The sequence below is a fragment of the Thermomonas flagellata genome (assembly GCF_022419185.1).
In the GTDB taxonomy this organism is placed as follows: domain Bacteria; phylum Pseudomonadota; class Gammaproteobacteria; order Xanthomonadales; family Xanthomonadaceae; genus Thermomonas; species Thermomonas flagellata.
Genome location: NZ_JAJOZK010000009.1, coordinates 1 through 26,991 on the forward strand (window position 1 = coordinate 1; position 26,991 = coordinate 26,991).

39 protein-coding genes are annotated in these 26,991 nt (G+C 69.6%); 35 read left to right on the forward strand and 4 right to left on the reverse strand.

Annotated elements, in window-relative coordinates; genetic code table 11:
- The first annotated feature begins 483 nt into the window (after window positions 1-483).
- The 29 genes from rpsJ (at window position 484) to ML340_RS09310 (ending at window position 16,715) form a co-directional block, all read left to right on the forward strand.
- Complete coding sequence (gene rpsJ / locus ML340_RS09170; protein WP_005408208.1) at window positions 484-795, forward strand: 30S ribosomal protein S10; 312 nt, start codon at window positions 484-486, stop codon at window positions 793-795.
- Between the two features lie 12 nt (window positions 796-807).
- Window positions 808-1,464, forward strand: a complete 657-nt coding sequence (gene rplC / locus ML340_RS09175; RefSeq protein WP_240098921.1) for a 50S ribosomal protein L3 — start codon at window positions 808-810, stop codon at window positions 1,462-1,464.
- 3 nt (window positions 1,465-1,467) lie between these two features.
- Window positions 1,468-2,070, forward strand: coding sequence for a 50S ribosomal protein L4 (gene rplD, locus ML340_RS09180; protein WP_240098923.1), 603 nt, complete (start codon window positions 1,468-1,470; stop codon window positions 2,068-2,070).
- Window positions 2,067-2,363 (forward strand): 50S ribosomal protein L23, encoded by a 297-nt coding sequence (gene rplW, locus ML340_RS09185; RefSeq protein WP_240098924.1) that lies wholly within the window; start codon window positions 2,067-2,069, stop codon window positions 2,361-2,363. The genes rplD and rplW overlap by 4 nt, the downstream gene beginning before the upstream one ends.
- Before the next feature lie 10 nt (window positions 2,364-2,373).
- The gene (gene rplB, locus ML340_RS09190; protein WP_240098926.1) at window positions 2,374-3,201 is read left to right on the forward strand and encodes a 50S ribosomal protein L2; all 828 of its coding nucleotides are present in this window, start codon (window positions 2,374-2,376) and stop codon (window positions 3,199-3,201) included.
- A gap of 6 nt (window positions 3,202-3,207) precedes the next feature.
- Window positions 3,208-3,474 carry a 30S ribosomal protein S19 gene (gene rpsS / locus ML340_RS09195; protein WP_240098927.1) on the forward strand — a complete coding sequence of 89 codons (267 nt, stop codon included), beginning with the start codon at window positions 3,208-3,210 and terminating at the stop codon, window positions 3,472-3,474.
- A gap of 10 nt (window positions 3,475-3,484) precedes the next feature.
- On the forward strand, window positions 3,485-3,820 hold the full coding sequence (gene rplV / locus ML340_RS09200; RefSeq protein ID WP_240098929.1) for a 50S ribosomal protein L22: 336 nt from the start codon (window positions 3,485-3,487) through the stop codon (window positions 3,818-3,820).
- Window positions 3,821-3,822: 2 nt separating this feature from the next.
- Window positions 3,823-4,578: a 30S ribosomal protein S3 gene (rpsC, locus tag ML340_RS09205; protein ID WP_240098931.1), complete on the forward strand. Its 756-nt coding sequence runs from the start codon at window positions 3,823-3,825 to the stop codon at window positions 4,576-4,578.
- 3 nt (window positions 4,579-4,581) lie between these two features.
- Window positions 4,582-4,995, forward strand: coding sequence for a 50S ribosomal protein L16 (rplP, locus tag ML340_RS09210; protein WP_240098932.1), 414 nt, complete (start codon window positions 4,582-4,584; stop codon window positions 4,993-4,995).
- On the forward strand, window positions 4,995-5,180 hold the full coding sequence (rpmC, locus tag ML340_RS09215) for a 50S ribosomal protein L29 (RefSeq protein ID WP_240098934.1): 186 nt from the start codon (window positions 4,995-4,997) through the stop codon (window positions 5,178-5,180). The genes rplP and rpmC overlap by 1 nt, the downstream gene beginning before the upstream one ends.
- Before the next feature lie 11 nt (window positions 5,181-5,191).
- Entirely contained in the window at window positions 5,192-5,455 is a 264-nt protein-coding gene (gene rpsQ / locus ML340_RS09220; RefSeq protein WP_240098935.1) for a 30S ribosomal protein S17, read from the forward strand.
- Between the two features lie 15 nt (window positions 5,456-5,470).
- A complete protein-coding gene (gene rplN / locus ML340_RS09225) occupies window positions 5,471-5,839 on the forward strand; it encodes a 50S ribosomal protein L14 (RefSeq protein ID WP_240098937.1) in 369 nt (122 codons plus the stop codon).
- 15 nt (window positions 5,840-5,854) lie between these two features.
- Entirely contained in the window at window positions 5,855-6,169 is a 315-nt protein-coding gene (rplX, locus tag ML340_RS09230; protein WP_240098939.1) for a 50S ribosomal protein L24, read from the forward strand.
- A gap of 1 nt (window position 6,170) precedes the next feature.
- Window positions 6,171-6,713 (forward strand): 50S ribosomal protein L5, encoded by a 543-nt coding sequence (gene rplE / locus ML340_RS09235; protein ID WP_240098940.1) that lies wholly within the window; start codon window positions 6,171-6,173, stop codon window positions 6,711-6,713.
- A gap of 9 nt (window positions 6,714-6,722) precedes the next feature.
- Window positions 6,723-7,028, forward strand: a complete 306-nt coding sequence (gene rpsN, locus ML340_RS09240; protein ID WP_240098942.1) for a 30S ribosomal protein S14 — start codon at window positions 6,723-6,725, stop codon at window positions 7,026-7,028.
- A 117-nt stretch (window positions 7,029-7,145) separates the two neighbouring features.
- Window positions 7,146-7,541 carry a 30S ribosomal protein S8 gene (gene rpsH / locus ML340_RS09245; protein WP_240098944.1) on the forward strand — a complete coding sequence of 132 codons (396 nt, stop codon included), beginning with the start codon at window positions 7,146-7,148 and terminating at the stop codon, window positions 7,539-7,541.
- A 14-nt stretch (window positions 7,542-7,555) separates the two neighbouring features.
- Window positions 7,556-8,083 (forward strand): 50S ribosomal protein L6, encoded by a 528-nt coding sequence (gene rplF / locus ML340_RS09250; protein ID WP_240098946.1) that lies wholly within the window; start codon window positions 7,556-7,558, stop codon window positions 8,081-8,083.
- 54 nt (window positions 8,084-8,137) lie between these two features.
- Window positions 8,138-8,491 (forward strand): 50S ribosomal protein L18, encoded by a 354-nt coding sequence (gene rplR / locus ML340_RS09255; RefSeq protein ID WP_240098948.1) that lies wholly within the window; start codon window positions 8,138-8,140, stop codon window positions 8,489-8,491.
- 137 nt (window positions 8,492-8,628) lie between these two features.
- The gene (rpsE, locus tag ML340_RS09260) at window positions 8,629-9,168 is read left to right on the forward strand and encodes a 30S ribosomal protein S5 (protein ID WP_240098950.1); all 540 of its coding nucleotides are present in this window, start codon (window positions 8,629-8,631) and stop codon (window positions 9,166-9,168) included.
- Window positions 9,161-9,355, forward strand: coding sequence for a 50S ribosomal protein L30 (rpmD, locus tag ML340_RS09265; RefSeq protein WP_240098952.1), 195 nt, complete (start codon window positions 9,161-9,163; stop codon window positions 9,353-9,355). Before rpsE ends, rpmD begins: the two co-directional genes overlap by 8 nt.
- A 4-nt stretch (window positions 9,356-9,359) precedes the next feature.
- Window positions 9,360-9,797 carry a 50S ribosomal protein L15 gene (gene rplO / locus ML340_RS09270; RefSeq protein ID WP_240098954.1) on the forward strand — a complete coding sequence of 146 codons (438 nt, stop codon included), beginning with the start codon at window positions 9,360-9,362 and terminating at the stop codon, window positions 9,795-9,797.
- A gap of 7 nt (window positions 9,798-9,804) precedes the next feature.
- Window positions 9,805-11,157: a preprotein translocase subunit SecY gene (gene secY / locus ML340_RS09275; protein WP_425608309.1), complete on the forward strand. Its 1,353-nt coding sequence runs from the start codon at window positions 9,805-9,807 to the stop codon at window positions 11,155-11,157.
- Window positions 11,158-11,519: 362 nt separating this feature from the next.
- On the forward strand, window positions 11,520-11,876 hold the full coding sequence (gene rpsM / locus ML340_RS09280) for a 30S ribosomal protein S13 (RefSeq protein WP_240098956.1): 357 nt from the start codon (window positions 11,520-11,522) through the stop codon (window positions 11,874-11,876).
- 15 nt (window positions 11,877-11,891) lie between these two features.
- Complete coding sequence (rpsK, locus tag ML340_RS09285) at window positions 11,892-12,287, forward strand: 30S ribosomal protein S11 (RefSeq protein ID WP_240098958.1); 396 nt, start codon at window positions 11,892-11,894, stop codon at window positions 12,285-12,287.
- A gap of 19 nt (window positions 12,288-12,306) precedes the next feature.
- On the forward strand, window positions 12,307-12,936 hold the full coding sequence (rpsD, locus tag ML340_RS09290; protein WP_240098960.1) for a 30S ribosomal protein S4: 630 nt from the start codon (window positions 12,307-12,309) through the stop codon (window positions 12,934-12,936).
- Between the two features lie 55 nt (window positions 12,937-12,991).
- Window positions 12,992-13,990, forward strand: coding sequence for a DNA-directed RNA polymerase subunit alpha (locus tag ML340_RS09295; RefSeq protein WP_240098962.1), 999 nt, complete (start codon window positions 12,992-12,994; stop codon window positions 13,988-13,990).
- A 200-nt stretch (window positions 13,991-14,190) separates the two neighbouring features.
- Window positions 14,191-14,562 (forward strand): 50S ribosomal protein L17, encoded by a 372-nt coding sequence (gene rplQ, locus ML340_RS09300; protein ID WP_240098964.1) that lies wholly within the window; start codon window positions 14,191-14,193, stop codon window positions 14,560-14,562.
- Window positions 14,563-14,744: 182 nt separating this feature from the next.
- Window positions 14,745-15,263 carry a disulfide bond formation protein B gene (locus ML340_RS09305; protein ID WP_240099149.1) on the forward strand — a complete coding sequence of 173 codons (519 nt, stop codon included), beginning with the start codon at window positions 14,745-14,747 and terminating at the stop codon, window positions 15,261-15,263.
- A gap of 63 nt (window positions 15,264-15,326) precedes the next feature.
- Window positions 15,327-16,715, forward strand: a complete 1,389-nt coding sequence (locus ML340_RS09310; protein ID WP_240098966.1) for a class II 3-deoxy-7-phosphoheptulonate synthase — start codon at window positions 15,327-15,329, stop codon at window positions 16,713-16,715.
- A 15-nt stretch (window positions 16,716-16,730) separates the two neighbouring features.
- Here ML340_RS09310 and ML340_RS09315 read toward each other — a convergent pair whose 3' ends face one another.
- The 3 genes from ML340_RS09315 to typA form a co-directional block, all read right to left on the reverse strand.
- The gene (locus ML340_RS09315) at window positions 16,731-18,353 is read right to left on the reverse strand and encodes an amidase (protein WP_240098968.1); all 1,623 of its coding nucleotides are present in this window, start codon (window positions 18,351-18,353) and stop codon (window positions 16,731-16,733) included.
- 68 nt (window positions 18,354-18,421) lie between these two features.
- Window positions 18,422-18,901 carry a DUF2127 domain-containing protein gene (locus tag ML340_RS09320; protein ID WP_240098970.1) on the reverse strand — a complete coding sequence of 160 codons (480 nt, stop codon included), beginning with the start codon at window positions 18,899-18,901 and terminating at the stop codon, window positions 18,422-18,424.
- 13 nt (window positions 18,902-18,914) lie between these two features.
- Complete coding sequence (gene typA / locus ML340_RS09325; protein ID WP_240098972.1) at window positions 18,915-20,771, reverse strand: translational GTPase TypA; 1,857 nt, start codon at window positions 20,769-20,771, stop codon at window positions 18,915-18,917.
- 102 nt (window positions 20,772-20,873) lie between these two features.
- Here typA and ML340_RS09330 point away from each other — a divergent pair, with 102 nt between their 5' ends.
- The 6 genes from ML340_RS09330 to ML340_RS09355 all read left to right on the forward strand — a co-directional run bounded on the left by ML340_RS09330 (window position 20,874) and on the right by ML340_RS09355 (window position 26,407).
- A complete protein-coding gene (locus ML340_RS09330) occupies window positions 20,874-21,368 on the forward strand; it encodes a peptidylprolyl isomerase (RefSeq protein WP_240098974.1) in 495 nt (164 codons plus the stop codon).
- A 117-nt stretch (window positions 21,369-21,485) separates the two neighbouring features.
- Window positions 21,486-22,685: a pyridoxal phosphate-dependent aminotransferase gene (locus ML340_RS09335; RefSeq protein WP_240098976.1), complete on the forward strand. Its 1,200-nt coding sequence runs from the start codon at window positions 21,486-21,488 to the stop codon at window positions 22,683-22,685.
- A gap of 52 nt (window positions 22,686-22,737) precedes the next feature.
- Window positions 22,738-23,724 (forward strand): malate dehydrogenase, encoded by a 987-nt coding sequence (locus ML340_RS09340; protein ID WP_240098977.1) that lies wholly within the window; start codon window positions 22,738-22,740, stop codon window positions 23,722-23,724.
- Window positions 23,725-23,831: 107 nt separating this feature from the next.
- Window positions 23,832-24,713, forward strand: a complete 882-nt coding sequence (prpB, locus tag ML340_RS09345; protein ID WP_240098979.1) for a methylisocitrate lyase — start codon at window positions 23,832-23,834, stop codon at window positions 24,711-24,713.
- Window positions 24,714-24,743: 30 nt separating this feature from the next.
- Window positions 24,744-25,898: a bifunctional 2-methylcitrate synthase/citrate synthase gene (prpC, locus tag ML340_RS09350; RefSeq protein WP_240098981.1), complete on the forward strand. Its 1,155-nt coding sequence runs from the start codon at window positions 24,744-24,746 to the stop codon at window positions 25,896-25,898.
- Window positions 25,899-25,906: 8 nt separating this feature from the next.
- Window positions 25,907-26,407 (forward strand): ion channel, encoded by a 501-nt coding sequence (locus ML340_RS09355; RefSeq protein ID WP_240098983.1) that lies wholly within the window; start codon window positions 25,907-25,909, stop codon window positions 26,405-26,407.
- Window positions 26,408-26,429: 22 nt separating this feature from the next.
- Here the strand turns inward: ML340_RS09355 and ML340_RS09360 are convergent, their stop codons facing one another.
- Complete coding sequence (locus ML340_RS09360) at window positions 26,430-26,888, reverse strand: cell wall hydrolase (protein WP_240098985.1); 459 nt, start codon at window positions 26,886-26,888, stop codon at window positions 26,430-26,432.
- Window positions 26,889-26,991 lie beyond the last annotated feature (103 nt).

Below are 26,991 nucleotides of genomic sequence, written 5' to 3' on the forward strand. Positions count from 1 at the left end.
GCGAGGGCGGGCGCACGGTCGGCGCCGGCGTGGTGTCGAAGATCCTCAAGTAAGCCCCTGCGTGTCCCCCGTTCCCGGCGACGGGAACGGGCCGGGGTCGAGGCAGGCGGCGCAAGCCGCCTGCGGGCCGGAAGATTTTGCGCGGGCATGCTTGCAAGCGCGACCGGCGTCGATTTACAATGCAAGACCCTTCGGCAATGTGTGTTGCCGGGGTAGCGAAATGAGGCGCAGGATGCGCCTCGTGTTCGCCAGACAGGGAGATGTCGCGCGGCAGGGCCTCGTCCGTTCCGGAAAGTAGTCCGGAGCATATCGGCGGGGCCTTTCGGCGCGTTCATGGATTCCCGAGGCTGGCGGGCCGGGCGACCGGGCCGCCAGCGTGTTTTTCCGGGCCGCGCCGCGGCCCGCCTGCAGTACCCGCAGTACCCGGGGGTGCGGCGCACGACGCCGCCGCGCCTGTCGCTCTTTCGATACGAGGCATTCCTCATGGCGGACCAGAAGATTCGCATCCGGCTGAAGGCGTTCGATCACCGCCTGATCGACCGCTCGGCCAGCGAGATCGTCGAGACGGCCAAGCGGACCGGCGCGCAGGTGCGCGGCCCGATCCCGCTGCCGACCAAGATCGAACGCTACACCGTGCTGGTGTCGCCGCACGTCGACAAGGACGCGCGCGACCAGTACGAGACCCGCACGCACAAGCGCGTGCTCGACATCGTCGACCCCAACGACAAGACCGTGGACGCGCTGATGAAGCTCGAGCTCGCGGCCGGCGTCGACGTCCAGATCAAGCTGACCTAAAGGAGGCCCGTGATGAGCGCGAAGAAGCATTCGCTCGGCATCGTCGGCCGCAAGGCCGGCATGAGCCGGATGTTCACCGAGGACGGCAAGTCGGTGCCGGTGACCCTGATCGAGGCCACCCCGAACCGCATCACCCAGGTCAAGACCCTGGAGACCGACGGCTACTGCGCGGTGCAGGTGACCGCCGGCGTCAAGCGTGCCAGCCTGCTGACCAAGCCGGAGGTCGGGCACTTGGCCAAGGCCAAGGTCGAGGCCGGGCGTGGGTTGTGGGAGCTGCGGGTCGAGCCCGACCAGATCGGCAAGTACGAGGTCGGCGGCGAGATCCGCGCCGACATCTTCGAGGTCGGCCAGAAGGTCGATGTGCAGGGCGTGACCAAGGGCAAGGGCTTCCAGGGCACCATCAAGCGCTGGAACTTCACCATGGGCGATGCGACCCACGGCAACTCGCTGTCGCACCGCGCGCCGGGCTCGATCGGCCAGCGCCAGACCCCGGGCCGCGTGTTCCCGGGCAAGAAGATGGCCGGCCACATGGGCCACGTCACCCAGACCACCCAGAACCTGCAGGTGGTCAAGGTCGACGCCGAGCGCGGTCTGATCGCCGTGCGCGGCGCGGTCCCGGGTGCGCCGGGCGGCGACGTGATCGTGCGCCCGACCAGCAAGGGAGTCTGATCCATGGAACTGAACGTCAACGGCGGCGCCAAGCTGGCCGTGTCCGAGGCGGTGTTCGGCCGCCCCTTCAACGAGGACCTGGTGCACCAGGTCGTCGTCGCCTACCGCAACGCGGGCCGCGCCGGCACCAAGGCCCAGAAGACCCGCTCGGAAGTCCACGGCACCACCAAGAAGTCCAAGCGCCAGAAGGGCGGCGGCGCCCGCCACGGCGCGCTGACCGCGCCGATCTTCGTCGGCGGCGGCGTGACCTTCGCGGCCAAGCCGCGCAGCTTCGCGCAGAAGGTCAACCGCAAGATGTACCGCGCCGCGATCGCGACCATCCTGTCCGAGCTCAACCGCCAGGGGCGCATCACGGTGGTCGAGGCGTTCGACGTGGATGCGCCGAAGACCCGTGGCCTGGTCGCCAAGCTGGCCGACCTCAAGGCGGGGCAGCGCCCGCTGATCGTCACCGAGGACGCCTCGGAGAACCTGTACCTGTCGGCCCGCAACCTGCCGTACGTGCAGGTGCGTGACGTGCAGGGGCTGGACCCGGTCGCGCTGGTCGGCGCCGACACCGTGGTCGTGACCACCGACGCGGTCAAGAAGATCGAGGAGTGGCTGGCATGAGCGCCAATCTGTACGAAGTGATCCGTGCGCCGCGCGTGTCCGAGAAGACCGCGCGCCTGCAGGAAGTGTCCAACCAGTACGTCTTCGAGGTCGCCAAGACCGCCACCAAGGCCGACGTGAAGGCCGCGGTGGAGAAGATTTTCGACGTCAAGGTCGAGGCGGTGAACGTGGTGAACGTGAAGGGCAAGAACAAGACCTTCAAGTTCCGCCAGGGGCGCCGCGGCGACTGGCGCAAGGCCTACGTCACGCTGGCCGAGGGCCAGTCGATCGACGTCATGACCGTCTCGGCCTGAGGAAGCATCCATGGCATTGATGACCTTCAAGCCCACCTCGCCCGGCCGCCGCGCCGCGGTGCGCGTGGTGACGCCCGACCTGCACAAGGGCGCGCCGTACGCGCCGCTGCTGGAGAAGCAGGGCAAGACCGGTGGCCGCAACCACCACGGCCGCATCACCACCCGCCACATCGGCGGCGGCCACAAGCACCACTACCGGATCATCGACTTCAAGCGCGACAAGGAAGGCATCCCCGCGCGCGTGGAGCGCATCGAGTACGACCCCAACCGCACCGCGCACATCGCGCTGCTGTGCTACGCCGACGGCGAGCGCCGCTACATCATCGCGCCCAAGGGCCTGAAGGCGGGCGACCAGGTGATCGCCGGCCGCGACGCCCCGATCAAGACCGGCAACACCCTGCCGCTGCGCAACATCCCGGTCGGCTCCACCGTGCACTGCATCGAGATGAAGCCGGGCAAGGGCGCGCAGCTGGCGCGCGCCGCCGGCGCCGGCGTGCAGCTGATCGCGCGCGAGGGCGTGTACGCGCTGCTGCGCCTGCGCTCGGGCGAGATGCGCAAGGTCCCGGCCGAGTGCCGCGCCACCATCGGCGAGGTCGGCAACGACGAGCACAACCTGGAGAAGCTGGGCAAGGCCGGCGCCAAGCGCTGGCGCGGCGTGCGGCCGACCGTGCGCGGCGCCGCGATGAATCCGGTCGACCACCCGCATGGCGGCGGCGAGGGCCGCTCCGGCCAGGGCAACCCGCACCCGGTCACCCCGTGGGGTGTGCCGACCAAGGGTTACAAGACCCGCAAGAACAAGCGCACCCAGCAGTTCATCGTGCGCGACCGCAGGAGCTAATCGGCAATGGCACGTTCACTGAAGAAAGGCCCGTTCGTCGACCACCACCTGATGAAGAAGGTGGAGGCCGCGGGCAGCAGCAAGAAGCCGATCAAGACCTGGTCGCGCCGCTCGACGATCCTGCCGGAGATGATCGGGTTCACCATCGCCGTGCACAACGGCAAGAACCACGTCCCGGTGCTGGTCAACGAGAACATGGTCGGCCACAAGCTCGGCGAGTTCGCCCTGACCCGGACCTTCAAGGGTCACGGCGGCGACAAGAAGTCGAAGTAAGGAGATGACAATGGAAGCGAAAGCCATCCTGCGCACCGCGCGCATCTCCCCGCAGAAGGCCCGCCTGGTCGCCGACCAGGTGCGCGGGCTGTCCGCCGAGCGCGCGGTCAACCTGCTGAAGTTCTCCGACAAGAAGGCCGCCGCCATGATCCGCAAGGTGGTGGAGTCGGCCATCGCCAACGCCGAGAACAACCAGGGCGCCGACATCGACGCCCTGAAGGTCAAGACCATCATGGTCGACGAGGGCCCGATCCTGAAGCGCTTCATGGCGCGGGCGAAGGGCCGTGGCACGCGCATCAGCAAGCGCACCAGCCACATCACCGTGGTCGTGGGCGAGGGCAAGTAATCATGGGTCACAAAGTCAATCCGATCGGCATCCGCCTGGGCATCGCCAAGGACTGGAACTCCAAGTGGTATGCCGGCAAGAAGCAGTACGCCGACTACCTCGCCGCCGACCTGAAGGTGCGCGACATGCTGCGCAAGAAACTGGCGCAGGCGGGGATCAGCAAGATCCTGATCGAGCGCCCGGCCAACAACGCGCGCGTCACCATCCACACCGCCCGCCCGGGCGTGGTGATCGGCAAGCGTGGCGAGGACATCGAGAAGCTGCGCAAGGAGGTCTCGGACGTGATGGGCGTGCCCGCCCACATCAACGTGACCGAGGTGCGCAAGCCGGAGCTGGACGCGCAGCTGGTGGCGGAGTCGATCGCGCAGCAGCTCGAGCGCCGCATCATGTTCCGCCGCGCGATGAAGCGCGCGGTCGGCAATGCGATGCGCCTGGGCGCGCTCGGCATCAAGGTCAACGTCGCCGGCCGCCTGAACGGCGCCGAGATCGCGCGTTCGGAGTGGTACCGCGAGGGCCGCGTGCCGCTGCACACCCTGCGCGCGGACATCGACTACGGTTTCGCCGAAGCGCACACCACCTACGGCGTGATCGGGATCAAGGTCTGGATCTACAAGGGTGAGATCTTCGATTTCAGCCAGGTCGGCCAGGAGAAGCAGGACGACGCCCCGGCCGCGCGCGAGCGCGGCGACCGCGAGCGTCCGCGCGGCCCGCGCCGCGACCGTGGCGACCGCGCCGAGCGCGGCGAAGCGAGGGAGTAAACCATGCTGCAACCCAAGCGAACCAAATACCGCAAGGTCCACAAGGGCCGCAACGAGGGCCTGAGCTGGAACGGCAACGCCGTCAGCTTCGGCGAGTACGGCCTGAAGGCGACCGCCCACGGCCAGCTCACCGCCCGCCAGATCGAGGCCGCGCGCCGCTCGATCAGCCGCTACGTCAAGCGCGGCGGCAAGATGTGGATCCGCGTGTTCCCCGACAAGCCGATCACAAAGAAGCCGATCGAAGTCCGAATGGGCTCCGGTAAGGGCAACGTGGAGTACTGGGTCGCGCAGATCCAGCCCGGCCGCATGATCTACGAGATCGAGGGCGTCAGCGAGGAGGTCGCGCGCGAGGCGTTCCGCCTGGCCGCCGCCAAGCTCTCGGTCACCACCCAATTCGTGACCCGGACGGTGCGCTGATGGAACTCAAGCAACTGCGTCAGAAGTCGGCGGACGAGCTCAAGGCCCACCTGGCCGAGCTGCACAAGGAGCGCTTCGCGCTGCGCATGCAGAAGGCCACCGGTCAGCTCGCCAAGACCCACGAGGCCCGCCGCGTGCGGCGCGAGATCGCGCGCGTCAACACGCTGCTCGGGCAGAAGAAGTAAGGACGGCCGCCATGACCGAACAAACCAAGAAGCTGCACACGGTCGAAGGCCGCGTGGTCAGCAACAAGATGGACAAGACCGTGACGGTGCTGGTCGAGCGCCACGTCAAGCACGCGCTGTACGGCAAGTACATCCGCCGCTCGACCAAGCTGCACGCCCACGACGCCGACAACGCCTGCAACGAGGGCGACTACGTGCGCGTGGCCGAGTGCGCGCCGATTTCCAAGACCAAGAACTGGCGCGTGGTGGAAATCATCACCCGCGCGGCCGAGTAAGCAGGAGAGACAGCCATGATCCAGATGCAGAGCTATCTCGACGTCGCCGACAACTCGGGCGCCAAGGAACTGATGTGCATCAAGGTGCTGGGCGGCTCCAAGCGTCGCTACGCCGGCATCGGCGACATCATCAAGGTGTCGGTGAAGGATGCGATCCCGCGCGGCAAGGTGAAGAAGGGCGACGTGTACAACGCGGTCGTCGTGCGCACCCGCAAGGGCGTGCGCCGTCCGGACGGGTCGCTGATCCGCTTCGACGGCAACGCCGCCGTGCTGCTCAACAACAAGCATGAGCCGATCGGCACCCGCATCTTCGGGCCCGTCACCCGCGAGCTGCGTTCCGAGAAGTTCATGAAGATCGTCTCGCTCGCCCCCGAAGTGCTGTGAGCGCAGGAGACTGACATGAACCGTATCCGCAAGGGCGACCAGGTGGTGATCACCACCGGCAACAAGAAGATCAAGGGCCAGACCGGCGAGGTCCTGCGCGTCGAGGGCGACCGCGTGTACGTCGCCAACCTGAACCTGGTCAAGCGCCATACCAAGCCGAACCCGCAGGCCGGCCAGCCCGGCGGCGTGATCGAGCGCGAGGCGTCGATCCACATTTCCAACGTGATGCTCTACAACCCGGCCACGGGCAAGGGCGAGCGCGTTGCCACCAAGGTGCTGGAGAATGGAAAGCGCATCCGCGTGTTCCGCTCCAGCGGCGAGGCCGTCTGACATGACTACCCGACTCGAGAAGTTCTACAAGGACGAGGTGGTGCCGAAGCTGATGCAGCAGTTCGGTTACACCAATCCGATGGAAGTGCCCAAGCTGGTCAAGATCACGCTGAACATGGGCGTGGGCGAGGCCGCGACCAACAAGAAGGTGCTGGAGAACGCGGTGGCCGACATGGCCAAGATCGCCGGCCAGAAGCCGGTGGTCACCAAGTCGCGCATCTCGGTGGCTTCGTTCAAGATCCGCGACGGCTGGCCGATCGGCTGCAAGGTGACCCTGCGCCGCGCGCGCATGTACGAGTTCCTGGACCGCCTGATCAACATCGCGCTGCCGCGCGTGCGCGACTTCCGCGGCGTGTCGGGGCGTTCGTTCGACGGCCGCGGCAACTACAACATGGGCGTGAAGGAGCAGATCATCTTCCCGGAGATCGACTTCGACGCCGTCGACGCCATGCGCGGCATGGACATCGCGATCACCACCACGGCGAAGACCGACGCGGAGGCCAAGGCCCTGCTCGAGGCCTTCCGCTTCCCGTTCCGCAACTAAGGACAGGCCATGGCCAAGACCTGCATGATCAACCGTGAGGCCAAGCGCGCCAAGCTGGCCAAGCAGTACGCTGCCAAGCGCGAGGCCCTGAAGAAGATCATCTCCAGCCAGGACGCGTCCTACGAGGAGAAGATGGCTGCGGCGGTGAAGCTGCAGAAGCTGCCGCGCGACTCCTCGCCGAGCCGCCAGACCACCCGCTGCGTGCTGACCGGGCGCCCGCGCGCGGTCTACAGCAAGTTCGGCCTCGGCCGCAACAAGCTGCGCGAGGCGACCATGCGCGGCGACGTGCCCGGCCTGCGCAAGGCCAGCTGGTAATTGCTACAATACGCGGCTTGCCCTGCCGGGCAAGCCAACCCAGCCGCCGCCATCCGGGGCGGCCGCATCCCCAGACCCATTCGCGCAAGCGGATATCGGTGCTACGCAAGGTGACCCATGAGCATGACTGATCCCATCGCCGACATGCTGGTCCGCATCAAGAATGCGGCGGCGGTCGGCAAGCCGACGGTGAAGATGCCGTCCTCCAAGATCAAGGTCGCGATCGCCAACGTCCTCAAGGCCGAGGGCTACATCGCCGACGCCCGCGTGACCCAGGACGGCGCCAAGGCCGAGCTGGAGATCGCGCTGAAGTACTACGAGGGCAAGCCGGTGATCGAGACCCTCAAGCGCGTCTCGCGCTCGGGCCTGCGCCAGTACCGCGGCAAGGACGCGCTGCCGAAGGTGCTCGGCGGCTTGGGCGTGGCCATCATTTCCACCTCCAAGGGCATCATGACCGACGCGCAGGCGCGCCAGCAGGGCGTCGGCGGCGAAGTCCTGTGCATCGTGGCCTAAGGGAGGAGACGAACATGTCCCGCGTTGCCAAGAAGCCCGTGGCCCTGGCCAAGGGCGTTGAACTCACCGTCCAGGCCGAATCGGTCAGCGTCAAGGGCCCGAAGGGCACCCTGAGCGTGGCCAAGCCGGCCGGCGTGCAGGTCGAGGCCGCCGACGGCCAGGCCCGCATCACCGCCAACGACCCGGCGCTGGTGCCGATGGCCGGCACCCTGCGTGCGATCCTCGCCAACATGGTGCAGGGCGTCAGCCAGGGCTTCGAGCGCAAGCTCGAACTGGTCGGCGTCGGCTACCGCGCCTCCGCCCAGGGCAAGGACCTGAACCTGTCGCTCGGCTACTCGCACCCGGTGGTGTTCAAGGCCCCCGAGGGGATCACCATCACCACCCCGAGCCAGACCGAGATCGTGGTCGCCGGCGCCGACAAGCAGCTGGTCGGCGAGGTCGCCGCCAAGATCCGCGGCTACCGTCCGCCGGAGCCCTACAAGGGCAAGGGCGTCAAGTACGCCGGCGAGAACATCATCCGCAAGGAAGCCAAGAAGGCCTAACGGCGCCTCCCAGACCAGGGACGTCCCGCCTTCAGCTTCCGGAGAGAGAAGACCATGGAAAAGAAGATCGCCCGCCTGCGCCGCGCCAAGTCCACCCGCGCGCGCATCCGCATCCTCGGCGTGCCGCGCCTGTCGGTGCTGCGCACCGGCCAGCACCTGTACGCGCAGGTGTTCACCGCCGACGGCGCCCAGGTCCTGGCCGCCGCGTCGACCGTCCAGGCCGACGTCAAGGACGGCCTCAAGAGCGGCAAGAACATGGAGGCCGCCGCCAAGGTGGGCCGCATGATCGCCGAGCGCGCGCGTGCGGCCGGGATCGAGAAGGTCGCCTTCGACCGCTCGGGCTACCGCTACCACGGCCGCATCAAGGCGCTGGCCGACGCCGCGCGCGAGGGCGGCCTGCAGTTCTGACGCCGTCGCGCACCGCCCGCCGGCGCGGGGTGCGCCGGACGCCGTTCCCGGTTGCGGGGCCGGCGGAACGCCCGCAGCAGACCACAACCACAAGCGGCCCCGCCGCACATCCCATACACACCTGACGAGACATCGAAATGGCAGAGCAGCGCGAACCGCGCGGGCGCGACCGCAACCGCGAACGCGAAGAGATCGATGACGGCATGATCGAGAAGCTGATCGCGGTCAACCGCGTCAGCAAGACGGTCAAGGGCGGCCGGCAGTTCACCTTCACCGCGCTGACCGTGGTCGGCGACGGCGCCGGCAAGGTCGGCTTCGGCTACGGCAAGGCCCGCGAAGTGCCGGTGGCGATCCAGAAGTCGATGGAGTACGCCCGCCGCAACATGAGCACGGTCGAGCTCAACAACGGCACCCTGTTCCACGCGGTCAAGGCCGGCCACGGCGCGGCCCGCGTGTTCATGCAGCCGGCGTCCGAGGGCACCGGCGTGATCGCCGGCGGCGCCATGCGCGCCGTGCTCGAGGCGGTCGGGGTGAAGAACGTGCTGGCCAAGGCGGTCGGCTCGCGCAACCCGATCAACCTGGTGCGCGCCACCGTCAAGGGACTGCAGGCCATGCACTCGCCGGCCAAGATCGCGGCCAAGCGCGGCAAGAAGGTGGAGGACCTGATCCATGGCTAACGAGAATGCCGTCAAGACCATCAAGGTCCGCCTGGTCAAGGGCCTGCGCGGCACCCAGTCCCGCCACCGCCTGTCGGTGCGCGCGCTCGGCCTCGGCAAGGTGGGCAGCGTGCGCGAGCTGAAGGACAGCCCGCAGGTGCGCGGCCTGATCAACCAGTTGCACTACCTGGTGCAGGTGGAGGAGTAATCGCATGAAGCTCAACACGCTCAAGCCCGCCGAGGGCGCCCGCACCGAACGCACCCGCGTCGGCCGCGGCATCGGTTCCGGCCTCGGCAAGACCTGCGGCCGCGGCCACAAGGGTTCGTTCGCGCGCGCCGGCAAGGGCAAGATCAAGGCCGGCTTCGAGGGCGGCCAGATGCCGATGCAGCGCCGGCTGCCGAAGATCGGCTTCCGCTCGCCGCTGGCCAAGGACACCGCCGAGGTCCTGCTGTACCGCCTCGACAGCCTGCCGGCCGGCGAGGTCGACTTCGCCGCCCTGCGCGCCGCCGGGCTGGTGCCGAGCACCGCCAAGCGCGCCAAGGTCGTCGCCAAGGGCGAGGTCACCAAGGCCTACGTGCTGAAGGGCATCGCCGCCACCGCGGGCGCCAAGGCCGCGATCGAGGCGGCCGGCGGCAAGCTGGCGGAGTAATCGGCGCATGTCGCGAACCGCGGACGCGCTGTCGGGCCTGATGGGCGCGGGCAAGTTCACCGAACTGCGCTCGCGCCTGCTGTTCGTGATCGGCGCGCTGATCGTCTTCCGGATCGGCTGCTACATCCCGGTCCCGGGGGTCAACCCCGAGGCCATGCTGCAGCTGATGGAATCGCAGAAGGGCACCATCGTGGACATGTTCAACATGTTCTCCGGCGGCGCCCTGCACCGGTTCAGCATCTTCGCGCTGAACGTCGTGCCCTACATCTCGGCCTCGATCGTGGTCCAGCTGATGACCCAGATCCTGCCGAGCTGGAAGGCGATGTCCAAGGAGGGCGAGTCCGGCCGCCGCAAGATCACCCAGTACTCGCGCTACGGCGCGGTCCTGCTGGCGATCTTCCAGGCCGCGGGGATCGCGATCGCGTTGCAGCACCAGGGCGCGGCCGGCGGCATCCCGGTGGTGTACAACCCGGGTCCCGGCTTCGTCATGACCGCGGTGGTCTCGCTGACCGCCGGCACCATGTTCCTGATGTGGCTGGGCGAGCAGGTGACCGAGCGCGGCATCGGCAACGGCGTCTCGCTGATCATCTTCTCCGGCATCGTCGCCGGCCTGCCCGGCGCGGTGATCAACACCCTGCAGCAGGCCAATGCCGGCGAGATGCAGTGGATCACGGTGTTCTTCATCCTCGCCATCGTGCTCGGTTTCACCTGGTTCGTGGTGTTCATGGAGCGCGGCCAGCGCCGCATCACCGTGAACTACGCGCGCCGCCAGGGCGGGCGCGGCGCCTACATGAACCAGAGCTCGTTCCTGCCGCTCAAGCTCAACATGTCCGGCGTGATCCCGCCGATCTTCGCCTCCTCGATCATCATGTTCCCGGCGACCGCCTCGACCTGGTTCGGGCAGTCCGGCAGCGCGGCCACCACCTGGCTGCAGAAGGTCAGCCAGATGCTGGCCCCGGGCGAGCCACTGCACATGATTCTGTACGCGGCGCTGATCATCGGCTTTGCGTTCTTCTACACCGCGCTGGTATTCAATTCGCAGGAAACCGCGGACAACCTGAAGAAGTCCGGCGCGCTGATCCCGGGCATCCGCCCCGGCAAGGCGACCGCCGACTACATCGACGGGGTGCTCACGCGCCTGACCGGCGCCGGGGCGCTGTACCTGGTGCTGGTCTGCCTGCTGCCGGAGGTCATGCGCACCGAACTGGGCACCTCGTTCTACTTCGGCGGCACCTCGCTGCTGATCGTGGTGGTGGTGGTGATGGATTTCATCGCGCAGATCCAGGCGCACCTGATGTCGCACCAGTACGAGAGCCTGCTCAAGAAGGCCAACCTGAAGGGTGGCCTGCGCACGCGCTGAAAGCGCGTCCCCGCCCGGCCGGAGTGCCAGGCGGCGTGGGCCTCGGGCCCGCGCTATCATGGATGGACGAACACCCGCCGGCACGGAACATACGCGTCCGTACGGCACGATGGGCGACCTGCGCAGCGGTTCCGGGCGCAGGTGGCCGGCGACCGATCCCCGCGCTGGAGGAGCGCGGGGGCGGGGCGGGGCGCAAGCCCGGCCACCGCCAGTCACCGGCCGTCGCCGGAGCATGGGCACACTCCCCATGCCGGCCGCGGCTCGCCGCGGCTTTCCTGAACTGCCGGAACCTTGCTAGAATTCCACGTTTCCCGGCGCCGTGGCCGCAAGGCCCTGCGCACATCGTCATCGGAGATCGCCACATGGCGCGTATTGCAGGCGTCAACCTGCCTGCCCAGAAGCACGTCTGGGTCGGGCTGCAAAGCATCTACGGCATCGGCCGTACCCGTTCCAAGCAGGTTTGCGAAGCGGCGGGCGTGAATGCGTCCACCAAGATCCGCGACCTCACCGAGCCCGAGGTCGAGCGCCTGCGCGCCGAGGTCGGCAAGTTCGTGGTCGAGGGCGACCTCCGCCGCGAGGTCGGCATGGCGATCAAGCGCCTGATGGACCTGGGCTGCTACCGCGGCCTGCGCCACCGCCGCGGCCTGCCGGTGCGCGGCCAGCGCACCCGCACCAACGCGCGCACCCGCAAGGGCCCGCGCAAGGCCATCAAGAAGTAAAGGGAACCTGAGACCATGGCCAAGCCGGCTGCCGCCACCAAGACCAAGAAGAAGGCCAAGCGCGTCGTCACCGACGGCATCGCGCATGTCCACGCTTCGTTCAACAACACCATCGTCACCATCACCGACCGCCAGGGCAACGCGCTGAGCTGGGCGACCTCGGGCGGCGCGGGCTTCCGCGGCTCGCGCAAGTCCACCCCGTTCGCGGCGCAGGTCGCCGCCGAGAAGGCTGGCAAGGCCGCGCTCGACTACGGCGTGAAGTCGCTGGAAGTGCGCATCAAGGGCCCGGGCCCGGGGCGCGAATCGGCCGTGCGTTCGCTCAACGCGGTCGGCTACAAGATCCTCAACATCATCGACGTGACGCCGATCCCGCACAACGGGTGCCGTCCGCCGAAGAAGCGTCGCGTCTGACGCGCGGGAGCACACCAACATGGCTCGTTACATCGGTCCCACCTGCAAGCTCGCGCGCCGCGAAGGCGCCGACCTGTCCCTGAAGTCGCCCGCGCGTGCGCTGGACTCCAAGTGCAAGCTGGAGCAGAAGCCAGGCCAGCACGGCCCGAACGCGCGCAAGGGCAAGCTGTCCGACTACGCCACCCAGCTGCGCGAGAAGCAGAAGGTCAAGCGCATCTACGGCCTGCTCGAGCGCCAGTTCCGCAACTACTACAAGAAGGCCTCCAACCGCAAGGGCAACACCGGCGAGAACCTGCTGCAGATGCTGGAGACCCGCCTGGACAACGTCGTTTACCGGATGGGCTTCGCCGTCACCCGCCCGGCCGCCCGCCAGCTGGTCAGCCACCGCGGCGTGCTGGTCAACGGCAAGCCGGTCAACCTACCGTCCTACGCGGTCAAGGCCGGCGACGCCATCACCCTGTCCGACAAGGCCAAGGCGCAGCTGCGGGTCAAGGAGTCGCTGACCCTTGCCCAGCAGATGGACCTGTCGCCGTCGTGGGTCGAGGTCGATGCCGACAAGTTCAGCGGCGTGTTCAAGGCGGTGCCCGACCGTGCCGACCTGCCGGCCGACATCAACGAAGCGCTGATCGTCGAGCTGTACTCGAAGTAAGCCATTGCCACCGCCCCCGGTATCCGGATGCCGGGGGCCGACGGAGACACCACGAATGACGGTTACCGCCACCCAAGTGCTGCGCCCGCGCGCGCCGCAGATCGAGCGCATCACCCAGAACCGCGCCAAGGTCGTGATCGAGCCCCTGGAGCGCGGTTACGGCCACACCCTCGGCAACGCCCTGCGCCGGGTGCTGCTGTCCTCGATCCCGGGCTTTGCCATCACCGAGGTCGAGATCGACGGCGTCCTGCACGAGTACACCACGGTCGAGGGCATGCGCGAGGACGTGCTCGAGGTCCTGCTGAACCTCAAGGACGTGGCCATCCGCATGCACAGCGGCGAGTCCGACACCCTCGAGCTCAAGAAGCAGGGTCCGGGCGTGGTCACCGCCGGCGACATCAAGACCAGCCACAACGTCGAGGTGCTCAACCCCGACCACGTGATCGCCACCCTGACCAAGGACGTGGCGCTGAACATGCGCCTGACCATCCAGCGCGGCTTCGGCTACCAGCCGGCCGCCGCGCGCCGCCGCCCGGACGAGGAGGCCCGCGCAATCGGCCGGCTGGTGCTGGACGCCTCGTTCTCGCCGGTCCGCCGCGTCGCTTACGCGGTCGAGGCTGCGCGCGTCGAGCAGCGCACCGACCTCGACAAGCTGGTGCTGGAGATCGAGACCAACGGCACCATCGACGCCGAGGAGGCGGTGCGCACCGCCGCCGACATCCTCACCGACCAGCTGTCGGTGTTCGGCGACTTCACCCACCGCGAGCGCGGCAGCAAGCCGCAGCAGGCGCCGGGCGTGGACCCGCTGCTGCTGCGCCCGATCGACGACCTCGAGCTGACCGTGCGCTCGGCCAACTGCCTGAAGGCCGAGAGCATCTACTACATCGGCGACCTCATCCAGAAGACCGAGGTCGAGCTGCTCAAGACCCCGAACCTCGGCAAGAAGTCGCTGACCGAGATCAAGGAGGTGCTGGCGCAGCGCGGGCTCGCGCTGGGCATGAAGCTCGACAACTGGCCGCCGGCCGGCATCGCCAGCCACGGCATGCTGGGCTGAGGCGTACTTCCGCGCGGCGGGGCCGGCCACCCCGGTCCGCCGCGCCCGCCCGCCGCGAGGCGGGCCATGCCGACGGGCCGTCCGGCCCGCGGCGCGCCGGCCATGGACGGGCCGGCTTCGGGCCAGCGTAGCCCACTGCAACAACGCCGGGATGGCGACAGCGACGTACAGCGTTCCAACATTCCACCAGGAGTTCCGCCATGCGCCACCAGAAAGCCGGTCGCAAGTTCAACCGCACCAGCGCCCACCGCCAGTCGATGCTGTCCAACATGGCGGCCTCGCTGTTCAAGAACGAGATCATCCGCACCACCCTGCCCAAGGCCAAGGAGCTGCGCCGGGTCGCGGAGCCGCTGATCACCCTGGCCAAGACCGACGGCGTGGCCAACCGCCGCTTGGCGTTCGCGCGCCTGCGCGACAAGGAAGCGGTGGGGACCCTGTTCACCGTGCTGGGTCCGCGCTACGCGCAGCGCCCGGGTGGCTACCTGCGCATCCTCAAGTGCGGGTTCCGCGCCGGCGACAATGCGCCGATGGCCTACGTCGAGCTGGTGGACCGCCCGCAGGCCGAGGCCTGAGCCAAGTCCCCCTGCACCTGCGCCTGCGCGCAGGGCGGCGATACGCAACCCCGGGCCCGGCCCGGGGTTTTGCGTTTGATCCGGCCCGCGCCACGCGCGATCGGCGCTGCGCCGAGGGATGCCGGGGTGTCGCCTGCCATCGCCCTGGCCCATAATCGGCCGACTCCGTGCCCGGGCTGCCGATGAATCCGTTCCGCTGGTCGTTCCGCACCCAGTTCCTGCTGGGGTTTGCCGTCTGCGCCGGGCTGATCGCCTATGCCCTGTACCTGCAGCTGGTGCAGCAGCTGCAGCCGTGCCCGTTCTGCATCTTCCAGCGCCTGAGCTACGCGGCGCTCGGCGTGGTGTTCCTCGCCGGTGGGTTGCTGGCGCCGCGCGCGGCGGGCGCACGCCGCGCCTGGGCGGTGCTCGCGCTGTTGCCGGCCCTGGTCGGCATGGGCTATGCCGGCCGCCATGTCTGGGTGCAACTGCACCCGCCGCCGCTGCCCAGTTGCGGGCCGGGGCTGAACTTCCTGGTCGAACAGCATTCCTGGCTAGGTGCGGCGCGCCGCGTGCTGCAGGCGACCGGCGACTGCAGCAATATCGACTGGAGCTTCCTCGGCCTGACCATGCCGATGTGGTCGCTGCTGTGGTTCGTGCTGTTGGCGGCCTGGGCGCTGCTGGCCGGCTGGCGCGCGCGCCCGGGATACCGGTTCCGGCGGTAACGGTTGCAGCCGCGCGGTACGCGCGGGATGATGCGACGCATCATCCTCGCAGAGCCTGCCCGCATGTCATCCGCGCTGCCCTTGATCCGTCCGTCCGCCGCCGCCGACTGGGCGCCGGACAGCTGGCGCGCGCGCCCGGCCCTGCAGCTGCCGCAGTACCCGGATGCCGCGGCGCTCGCGCGCGCGCAGGAGGAACTGCGCGGCCTGCCGCCGCTGGTGACCTCGTGGGAGATCCTCGCGCTCAAGCAGCAGATCGCCGAGGCCCAGGAGGGCCGCCGCTTCCTGCTGCAGGGCGGGGATTGCGCCGAGAGCTTCGCCGACTGCACCTCGTCGGTGATCTCCAACCGGCTCAAGGTGCTGCTGCAGATGAGCCTGGTGCTGGTGCACGGGCTGAAGCTGCCGGTGGTCCGCGTCGGGCGCTTCGCCGGCCAGTACGCCAAGCCGCGCTCGGCCGACACCGAGACGATCGACGGCGTGACCTTGCCCTGCTACCGCGGCGACATGGTCAACGCGCCGGAGTTCAGCGCCGCCGCGCGCACGCCCGACCCGCAGCGCATGGTGCGCGCGCATGCGCGCTCGGCGATGACCATGAACTTCGTGCGCGCGCTGATCGACGGCGGCTTCGCCGACCTCCACCACCCCGAGTACTGGGACCTGGCGTGGGTGCGGCATGCGCCGCTCGCGCACGAGTACCAGCGCATGGTCGGCGCGATCGGCGATGCGGTGCGGTTCATGGAGACCCTCGCCGGCGGCCAGGTGCACAACATCAACCGGGTCGATTTCTACACCTCGCACGAGGCGCTGCTGCTGCCCTACGAGGAGGCGCTCACCCGCCAGGTCCCGCGCCAGCACGGCTGGTTCAACCTGTCCACCCACTACCCGTGGATCGGCATGCGCACCGCCGCGCTGGACGGCGCGCACGTGGAGTACTTCCGCGGCATCCGCAACCCGATCGCGCTCAAGCTCGGGCCGTCGGTCGGGGTCGACCAGCTGCTGCGCCTGATCGACGTGCTCAACCCGGACGACGAACCCGGCCGGCTGGCGCTGATCCACCGCCTGAGCGCGGCCAGCATCGGCGAGAAGCTGCCGCCGCTGCTGGAGGCGGTCAAGCGCGAGGGGCGGCGCGTGCTGTGGGTGTGCGACCCCATGCACGGCAACACCGAATCCACCCGCAACGGCTACAAGACCCGCCGCTTCGACAACATCCGCAGCGAGCTGGAGCAGGCGTTCGACATCCATGCCGCGTGCGGCACCCGCCTGGGCGGCGTGCACCTGGAGTTGACCGGCGAGAACGTCACCGAGTGCCTGGGCGGGGCGCGCGAGCTGACCGAGCTCGACCTGCAGCGCGCCTACCGCACCACCGTGGACCCGCGCCTCAACTACGAGCAGGCATTGGAGATCGCGATGCTGATCGTGCGCAAGCACGGCCAGCTCGCCGCCGCCGCCGGCTGAGCCGGCGCGCGGCGGTCACGGCAGCGGCGCGTAGGCCACCGTCGGCAACAGCTTGGGCGGCCGCCGCGCGCGGCTGGCCTGCTCATAGGCATAGGCCAGTTCGATCAGGCGCGGTTCGCTCCAGGCGGTGCCCATGAACACGATCCCGACCGGCAGGCCGTGCACCTGGCCCATCGGCACGGTGATGCTGGGATAGCGCGCGACCGCGGCCACGCCGTAGCCGGCGCCGGTGAAGTGGTCGCCGTTGATCCAGTCGATCGGCCACGCCGGGGACATCGCCGGCGCCACCAGCGCATCCAGCTTGTGCTGGCGCAGGGCGGCGTCGATCCCCTCCGGCCCGGCCAACCGGCGCGCGGCGTCGCGCGCGCGCCGATAGGCCGGCTCGGTCAGCGGCCCCTTGGCCTGCGCCTGCTCGAACAGCTCTTGGCCGAAGTAGGGCATTTCCTGCGCGGCATGCGCCTTGTTGTAGGCGATCAGGTCCGCCAGCGTCTTGTACGGGGTGTCGGCGCCGGCCAGGTAGCGGTTCAGGCCGTCCTTGAACTCGTACAGCAGCACGTCCATCTCCGGCGCGTCCCAGCGCCGGAAGCTGGGCAGGCGGGCGTCCACCACGGTGGCGCCGGCGGCCTTGAGCGCCGCGACCGCGCGCTCGAACTGGGCATCGGTGTCCGGGTGGTAGCCCATGAGCTGGCGCAGCACGCCGATCCGCGCACCCTTGAGGGCGTCGGCCTTCAGGTGCGCGGTGTAGTCGATCGGGGTCGGGTCCTTGCGCTCGCCGGCGGCAGGATCGGCGGGGTCGGGCGCGGCGATCGCGGTCAGCAGCGCGGCCGCGTCGGCCACGCTGCGCGCCATCGGGCCGGCGGTGTCCTGCGAGACCGAGATCGGGATGATGCCGCTGCGGCTGACCAGGCCGACGGTCGGCTTGATGCCGACCAGCGCGGCCACCGCCGAGGGGCAGATGATGCTGCCGTCGGTCTCGGTGCCGATCCCGGCGGCGGCGAGGTTGGCCGCGACCGCGGTGCCGGTGCCGGAACTGGAGCCGCACGGATTGCGGTCGAGCGCGTAGGGGTTCTTGGTCTGCCCGCCGCGGCCGCTCCAGCCGGAGCTGGAGCGGGTGGAACGGAAGTTGGCCCATTCCGACAGGTTGGTCTTGCCCAGGATCACCGCGCCGGCCGCGCGCAGGCGCGCGACCAGGAAGGCATCGGCCTTGGGGCGGTGGTCGGCCAGCGCCAGGGAGCCTGCGGAATTGGCCATCGGGGTGGCGTCGATGTTGTCCTTGAGCAGCACCGGGATGCCGTGCAGCGGGCCGCGGGGTTTGCCGGCCTGGCGCTCGGCGTCCCGCGCCTCGGCCTCCTTCAAGGCGTCCGGATTGAGCTCGATCACCGCGTTCAGCCGTGGCCCGGCGCGGTCGATCGCGGCGATGCGGTCGAGGTAGGCCTGGACCAGCGCGCGGCTGGTGAGCGTGCCGGCGGCCATCTTCGCCTGCAGGTCGGCGATGCTGGCCTCCTCGAACGCGAATGCGGGCTGCGCTGCCGCCGCCGGCGTGGCGGCGGGCTTGGCCGCGGGTGGCGCAGGCGGCGTGGCGGGCTGGCAGGCGGCCAGCAGCAGGGTGCAGGCGAGGGCGAGCGGCAGGCGGCGCATGGGCGGCTCCGGGCGGTCAGGCCCGCAGGATTGCGCGTCGCGCGCGCGCGGGCAAGCCCGCAGGGGCTTCAGTGGCGGCGTCTTCGCCAGAGGTCGCGCGCCAGGGCGTACACCACCACCAGGTTGATGATCAGCACCGCTGCCGACAACCAGCCCGGATGGCGCAGCAGGGCACCGACGTCCAGCGGCAGGTACAGCGCCGCCGAGATCAGGCCCAGCCACGAGCCCCAGGCGCGCGCGCGCCACAGGCCCCAGGCTTCGGCGAAGCGCAGGGCCGCGTAGCCGATCAGGAACAGCGCCGTCATGTGCACCGCATGCGGGTTGATCGCATCCAGCAGATGCGCGATCGGGCCGCGCTCCGGGTGCAGGTGCAGCCGCCAGGTCAGCACCCGGATCGCATGCCGGATCCAGTCCGGCCCGAGCAGTTCCAGCCCGCTGGCGGACGCCAGCGCCAGCGCGCCCTTGAACGCCTCGAACAGCGCGATCAGGTGCAGCCCGGGGTGGTGCCGGGGATCCGGATCGTAGCCGCGGGGCGGGGCGGGAGACATCGCCGGGATCCGGTCAGCTGCGGCTGGCGCGCTTGCGCTCGACTTCGGTGCGCAGCTTCTTGCGCAGGCGGATCTGCTTGGGCGTGACCTCCACCAGCTCGTCGTCGTCGATGAACTCCAGCGCCTGCTCCAGCGAGAACTTGATCGGCGGGATCAGGCCCTCGTCGTCGTCCTTGCCGGCGGCGCGGAAGTTGGTCAGCTGCTTGGCGCGCAGGGCGTTGACGGTGAGGTCGTTGTCCTTGGCGTGGATGCCGACGATCTGGCCCTCGTAGATCTCCTCGCCGGGCTCGATGAACAGCCGCCCGCGTTCCTGCATCGCCGCCTGCGCATAGGCCGGCGAGCTGCCGGTGGCATTGGAGATCAGCACCCCGTTCTGGCGCTGGCCGATGCTGCCTTCCGACTTCGGCCCGTAGTGGTCGAACACGTGGAACAGCAGGCCGGTGCCGGCGGTGAGGGTGCGGAACTCGGTCTGGAAGCCGATCAGCCCGCGCGCCGGGATCAGGTATTGCAGGCGCACGCGGCCCTTGCCGTCCTGCTCCATGTTCTGCAGCAGTGCCTTGCGCTCGCCGAGGCGGCCCATCACCCCGCCCTGGTACTGCTCGTCCATGTCCACCACCAGCGACTCGTACGGCTCGGACAGCACGCCGTCGATCTCCTTGACGATCACCTCCGGGCGCGACACCGCCAGCTCGTAACCCTCGCGGCGCATGGTCTCGATCAGGATCGACAGGTGCAGCTCGCCGCGCCCGCTGACCTTGAACTTGTCGGCGTCCGCGGTGTCCTCCACCCGCAGCGCGACGTTGTGCTGGGCCTCGCGCAGCAGGCGGTCGCGCAGCTGGCGGCTGGTCAGGAACTTGCCGCCGCTGCGCTCCTTGTGGCCGGCGAACGGCGAATCGTTGACCTGGAAGGTCATGCTGATGGTGGGCTCGTCCACCGCCAGCACCGGCAGCGGCTCGACCGCGGCCGGGTCGCACAGGGTGTCGGAGATGCCGATGCCCTCGATGCCGCTGAAGGCGATGATGTCGCCGGCGCGCGCCTCGCCGACCTCGATCCGCTCCAGCCCCATGAAGCCCAGCACCTGCAGCACCTTGGCGTTGCGGCGGCTGCCGTCGGCGGCCACCACCGTCACCGGCTGGTTGGTGCGGACCTTGCCGCGCTGGATGCGGCCGATGCCGATCACGCCGACGTAGTTGTTGTAGTCCAGCGAGGTGACGCGCATCTGGAACGGGCCGTCCGGGTCCACCGGCGGCGCCGGCACGTGGCGGCAGATGGCCTCGAACAGCGCCGTCATGTCGCCCTCGCGCACGTTCTCGTCGAGGCCGGCATAGCCCTGCAGGCCGCTGGCGTACACCACCGGGAAGTCCAGCTGCTCGTCGGTCGCGCCGAGGCGGTCGAACAGGTCGAAGGTCTGGTCCAGCACCCAGCCGGGACGCGCGCCCGGGCGGTCCACCTTGTTGATGACCACGATCGGGCGGAAGCCCATCGCGAACGCCTTCTGGGTCACGAAGCGGGTCTGCGGCATCGGCCCGTCCATCGCGTCCACCAGGATCAGCACCGAATCCACCATCGACAGCACGCGCTCGACCTCGCCGCCGAAGTCGGCGTGGCCGGGGGTGTCGACGATGTTGATGCGCCACGGCTCGCCGGTCTTGGGGTCGGTCCAGCGGATCGCGGTGTTCTTGGAGAGGATGGTGATGCCGCGCTCCTTCTCCAGGTCGTTGCTGTCCATCACCCGCTCGGGCACCACGGCGCGCTCGCTGAGCGTGCCGGACTGCTTGAGCAGCTGGTCGACGAGGGTGGTCTTGCCATGGTCGACGTGGGCGACGATGGCGATGTTGCGCAGGCGTTCGACGGAATCGGAGGCGGACATGCGGGCGGGCGCCGGATGCGGGGCAGGCCAGGCGCGGAAGATCGTGGGGGCAAGCCCGCTATCATACGGGAACCGGGCGATCCCCGCCCGCAGGAGCGCCCCATGTCCCTCACCGCCATCCTCGACACCGACCGCGGCCCGATCCGCATCGAACTGGCCGCCGCCGAGGCGCCGCTGACCGTGGCCAACTTCGTCAACCTGGCCCGGCGCGGCTTCTACGACGGCCTCACCTTCCACCGCGTGATCGCCGACTTCATGATCCAGGGCGGCTGCCCGGAGGGCAGCGGCCGCGGCGGCCCCGGCTACCGCTTCGAGGACGAGACCGGCAACGGCCTGCGCCACGAGCGCGGGGTGCTGTCGATGGCCAATGCCGGCCCCAACACCAATGGCAGCCAGTTCTTCATCACCCACGTGCCCTGCGGCTGGCTGGACGGCAAGCACACCGTGTTCGGCAAGGTGGTCGCCGGCATGGACGTGGTGGACGCGGTGCGCCAGGGCGACGTGATCCGGTCGGTGACGATCGAGGGCGACGCCGAGGCGGCGCTGGCGGCCAAGGCCGACCGCGTGGCCGAGTGGAACAAGATCCTGGCGGCCTGATCCCGTCCCGCGCCGGCCGCCGCGCGGCCGGCCGGCGCGGGTGGCTGTGCTAGCATTCGCCGCATCCTCCCAACGTGGCAGCGCCGCCTCCGGCGGCGGTCGCCGAGGTTCCCCACGATGCCCCAGCTCGCCCGGCGCATGAGCCGCGCCAAGCCCAGTGCGATCATGGCGGTGGCCGAGAAGGCCAAGCGCCTGAAGGCCGAAGGCCGCGACATCATCAGCTTCTCGATCGGCGTCCCCAACTTCCTGCCCGGCGAGCACGTGTATGCCGCGGCGCGCGAGGCGCTGGCCAAGGACAGCGGCCAGTACGGCAGCAACCGCGGCAGCGACCGCCTGCTGGACGCCTTCCTCGCCCACCTGGAGGGGCTCGGCCTGACCGGCTACGGCCGGGTCAACTGCGCCACCGGGATCGGCGCCAAGCATGTGATCTACAACCTGGCCGAGGTGCTGCTCGACGAGGGCGACACCATCGCCTTCGCGGTGCCGTACTGGACCAGCTACCTGGACATCGCCGAGATCGTCGGCGCGCGCGTCGAGCTGCTGCCGTGCCCGCCCGAGCAGGACTACAAGCTGACCCCGGCCCAGCTGGACGCGGCGCTGGCGCGCAAGCCCAAGGTGTTCCTGTTCAACAACCCGAACAACCCGACCGGGATGGCCTACACCGCGGCCGAGGTCGACGCCCTGGCCGAGGTGGTGGCGCGCCACCCGGACACCTGGGTGATCACCGACGACATCTACAACCGGATGGTGTTCGACGGCATCGGCTACCGCAATTTCCTGCACAGCCGGCCGGAGCTGCGCGAGCGGGTGATCTTCATCGACTCGCTGTCCAAGACCTACGGCATGCCCGGCTGGCGGGTCGGTTTCATGGCCGGCCCGGAGGCGGTGGCCGCCGCGGTCACCACCATGAACTCTAACCACATCACCAACATCCCGGAGATCGTCACCGCCGCCGCGATCGCCGCGCTGGAGGGCCCGCAGGACGTGCCGGCCGCCAAGTGCGCGGAGTTCCAGGCGCGCCGCGACCAGGTGATGGCCGCGCTGGCGGCGATCCCGGGCATCGTCTGCCCGCGCCCGCAGGGGGCGTTCTACGTGTTCCCCGACGTCAGCGCGTATTTCGGCAAGTCGCACGCCGGGCGCCGGATCGAGAACGACGTGGACCTGTGCAACGCGCTGCTGGAGGCCAAGGGCGTCGCCTGCGTGCCGGGCTCGGCGTTCGGCGAGCCGCGCGCGCTGCGGATCAGCTACACCTGCCCGGCGGCGCAGCTGGCGCCGGGCCTGCAGCGGTTCGCCGAGTTCTTCGCCGAACTGTCCTGACCGACTTCCGGGCGCGCCGCGCGCGCCTTTCCCACCGCGAGGATCCCGTCCCATGAAAGCCCCCGTTCGTGTCGCCGTGACCGGTGCCGCCGGCCAGATCGGCTACGCCCTGCTGTTCCGCATCGCCTCCGGCGAGATGCTCGGCAAGGACCAGCCGGTGATCCTGCAGATGCTGGAGCTGCCGCTGGACAAGGCGCAGGCCGCGCTGAAGGGCGTGATGATGGAGCTGGAGGACTGCGCGTTCCCGCTGCTGGCGGGGATGGTCGGCACCTCCGACCCGAACGTCGCGTTCAAGGACGCCGATTACGCCCTGCTGGTCGGCGCGCGCCCGCGCGGGCCCGGCATGGAGCGCAAGGACCTGCTGTTGGAGAACGCCAAGATCTTCATCGAGCAGGGCAAGGCGCTGGACGCCGTCGCCCGCCGCGACGTCAAGGTGCTGGTGGTCGGCAACCCGGCCAACACCAATGCCTACATCGCCATGAAGTCCGCGCCCGGGCTGCCGGCCAAGAACTTCACCGCGATGCTGCGCCTGGACCACAACCGCGCGCTCAGCCAGCTGGCGGCCAAGGCCGGGGTGGCGGTGGCCGACATCGAGCACCTGGTGGTGTGGGGCAACCACAGCCCGACCATGTACCCCGACTACCGTTTCGCCACCGCCGGCGGGGTGTCGCTGAAGGACAAGATCGCCGACGCCGACTGGAACGCGAACGTGTTCATCCCGACCGTGGGCAAGCGCGGCGCTGCGATCATCGAGGCGCGCGGGCTGTCCTCGGCGGCCTCGGCGGCGAACGCCGCGATCGACCACATGCGCGACTGGGCGCTCGGCACCGGCGGCAAGTGGGTGACCATGGGCGTGCCCTCGGACGGCAGCTACGGCATCCCGGAGGGGATCATCTACGGCGTGCCGGTGACCTGCGCGGGCGGCGAGTACACCCGCGTGCAGGACCTGCCGATCGACGCCTTCAGCCGCGAGCGCATGGACAAGACCCTGGCCGAGCTCGAGGAAGAGCGCGCGGGCGTCGCCCACCTGCTGGGCTGAGCGCCGGCATGGCTGCCGGCGATCCATCCGCCGCGCCGGCATGACCGATGGCATGCCGGGCCCGCGGGCCTGGTCGCTACAATCGCCACACTCGCGGAGTCCAATCCATGAGCAGTAGTCCCGGGGCGCGCTTCCGCGCCGCGCTGGCCGCCGAATCGCCGCTGCAGGTGATCGGTGCGATCAACGCCAACCATGCCTTGCTGGCGCAGCGCGCCGGCTTCCGTGCGCTGTACCTGTCCGGCGGCGGGGTCGCGGCCGGCTCGCTGGGCCTGCCGGACCTCGGCATCAACACGCTGGAGGACGTGCTGGTCGACACCCGCCGCATCACCGACGTGTGCGAGTTGCCGCTGCTGGTGGACATCGACACCGGCTTCGGCCCCAGCGCCTTCAACATCGCGCGTACGGTCCGGAGCCTGATCAAGGCCGGCGCCGCCGCCTGCCACATCGAGGACCAGGTCGGGGCCAAGCGCTGCGGGCACCGCCCGGGCAAGGAGATCGTGCCGCTGGCGGAGATGGCCGACCGGGTCAAGGCCGCGGCGGACGCGCGCACCGATCCGGCGTTCTTCCTGATCGCGCGCACCGACGCGATCGCGGTCGAGGGCGTGGAGGCCGCGCTGGAGCGCGCGGTGGCCTGCGTCGAGGCCGGCGCCGACGGCATCTTTGTCGAAGCCGCGCACGACCTGCCGACCTACAAGCGGTTCGTGGACGTGCTCAAGGTGCCGGTGCTGGCCAACATCACCGAGTTCGGCAAGACCCCGCTGTACACCCGCGACGAGCTGGCCGCGGTCGGGGTCGCGATCCAGCTGTTCCCGCTGTCGGCGTTCCGTGCCGCCAACAAGGCCGCCGAGCAGGTGTACCAGGCGATCCGCCGCGACGGCCACCAGCACGCGGTGCTGGACACCATGCAGACCCGCGAGGAGCTGTACGACCGCATCGGCTACCACGCCTACGAGCAGCGCCTCGACGCGCTGTTCGCCGGCAAGCACTGACCGGGCCACCCGGCCCACGGAGTCCCATCCATGAGCGAGCCTGCCATCGCCCCCGGCATCAAGCCGAAGAAGTCCGTCGCCTTGAGCGGCACCCTCGCCGGCAACACCGCGCTGTGCACGGTGGGCCGCAGCGGCAACGACCTGCACTACCGCGGCTACGACATCCTCGACCTGGCAGAGGCCTGCGAGTTCGAGGAGGTCGCGCACCTGCTGGTGCACGGCAAGCTGCCCAACCGCGCCGAGCTGGCCGCCTACAAGGCCAAGCTGAAGGCGCTGCGCGGCATCCCGGCCGCGGTCAAGGCCGCGCTGGAGGAGCTGCCGCCGTCGGCGCACCCGATGGACGTGATGCGCACCGGCGTCTCGGTGCTGGGCTGCGTGCAGCCGGAGAAGGACGACCACAACCATCCCGGCGCGCGCGACATCGCCGACAAGCTGATGGCCTGCCTGGGTTCGATGCTGCTGTACTGGTACCACTACAGCCACAACGGCCGGGTGATCGACGTCGAGACCGACGACGACTCCATCGGCGGCCACTTCCTGCACCTGCTGCACGGCGCGCCGCCGCCGGCCTCCTGGGTGCGCGCGATGCACACCTCGCTGATCCTGTATGCCGAGCACGAATTCAACGCCTCCACCTTCACTGCGCGGGTGATCGCGGGGACCGGCAGCGACATGCACTCCTGCATCGCCGGCGCGATCGGTGCGCTGCGCGGGCCCAAGCACGGCGGCGCCAACGAGGTCGCGTTCGAGGTGCAAAAGCGCTACGAGACGCCGGACGAGGCGGAGGCCGACATCCGGGCGCGGGTCGAGCGCAAGGAAGTGGTGATCGGCTTCGGCCACCCGGTGTATACCGTGTCCGACCCGCGCAACAAGGTGATCAAGGAAGTCGCACGCCGGCTCTCGGCCGAGCAGGGCAACATGAAGATGTTCGCCATCGCCGAGCGCCTGGAGGCGGTGATGTGGGACATCAAGAAGATGTTCCCCAACCTCGACTGGTTCAGCGCGGTCAGTTACCACATGATGGGCGTGCCCACCGCGATGTTCACCCCGCTGTTCGTGATCGCGCGCACCAGCGGCTGGAGCGCGCACGTGATCGAGCAGCGCATCGACGGCAAGATCATCCGCCCGTCCGCGAACTACACCGGGCCGGAAGACCGCCTCTTCGTCCCCCTCGATCAGCGCTGAACCGCGCCGTGGACTGGCTGCTGCCGGCCGACCAGGGGATCGAGTACGGCATGGTTGCCGTGGCGACCGTGCTGGTGACGGCGCTGGCGGTGGTCATCCACCACCTTGGGCTGGATGCGCTGGCGCGCCGGCTCGGCGGGCGTCGCCACCGCCGCCACCGTTTCGTGATGGCCGGGGTGATCCTGGCCCTGCTCGGCCTGCACGTGCTCGAGATCGCCTGCTACGGGGCCGCCTACTGGGGCCTGGACCAGATCCCGGACATGGGCTTCGTCGAGAACCGCCTGAACCTGGGGCATGTGCACGGCGGCCCGAACATGGCGCATCTATTCGACGCGATCTACTTCTCGGCGATGGCCTACAGTACGGTCAGCTTCGGCGACGTGGCGCCGACCGGGGCGATGCGCATCCTCGCCGCGACCGAGGCGATCGCGGGGTTGATCCTGATCGCGTGGTCGGCCAGCTTCACCTACCTCGAGATGTCGCGCATGTGGACGCCGCCGCGCGAGTGAGCGGCGGCACCTGCGGCGCGCGTCAGCCGCGGCGCGGCTTGAGGTTTTGCACCCGGTAGAAGGTGTGGTCGCCGATCGTGGCGACCTGGTAGGCGGTGCGCCAGTTGGGGCTGGCGATCGCATGCGCGGCGAAGTGGCTGGCCCCGGGCACGATCTCGCGGCGCTGTCCCGGCGGCAGGGCCCAGTTGCGCTGCGATTCCAGGGCGACGGTGACCGCTTCCGCCCAGGCCTCGGTATTGGCCAGCCGCGTCTGCGGCGGCAGCAGGGTGGGCGCGAACTGGTTGCGCGCGGTCACCACCTGGCACACGTTGCGGCCCCATAGGCCGCTGTCGCGGCGGCGCAGGGCGACCTCCGCGACCGCCTGCTGGCCGCGCGGCGACTGGTCGCGCGCCTCCAGGTAGACGGTGGTGGACAGGCACAGCGAATCGGCCATCGGCTGCGGCAGCACATGCGCCAGCCACAGGATCCACGCCAGTTTCATGTCGGACTCCTTGCTCCGTTGCGGCGCCGGGCGGGGCATCGGTGGAACGGATGCCGCACGTCGGCGTCATGGCGTACTGGGGAGGGCGGCGGCTCTGCGGCCG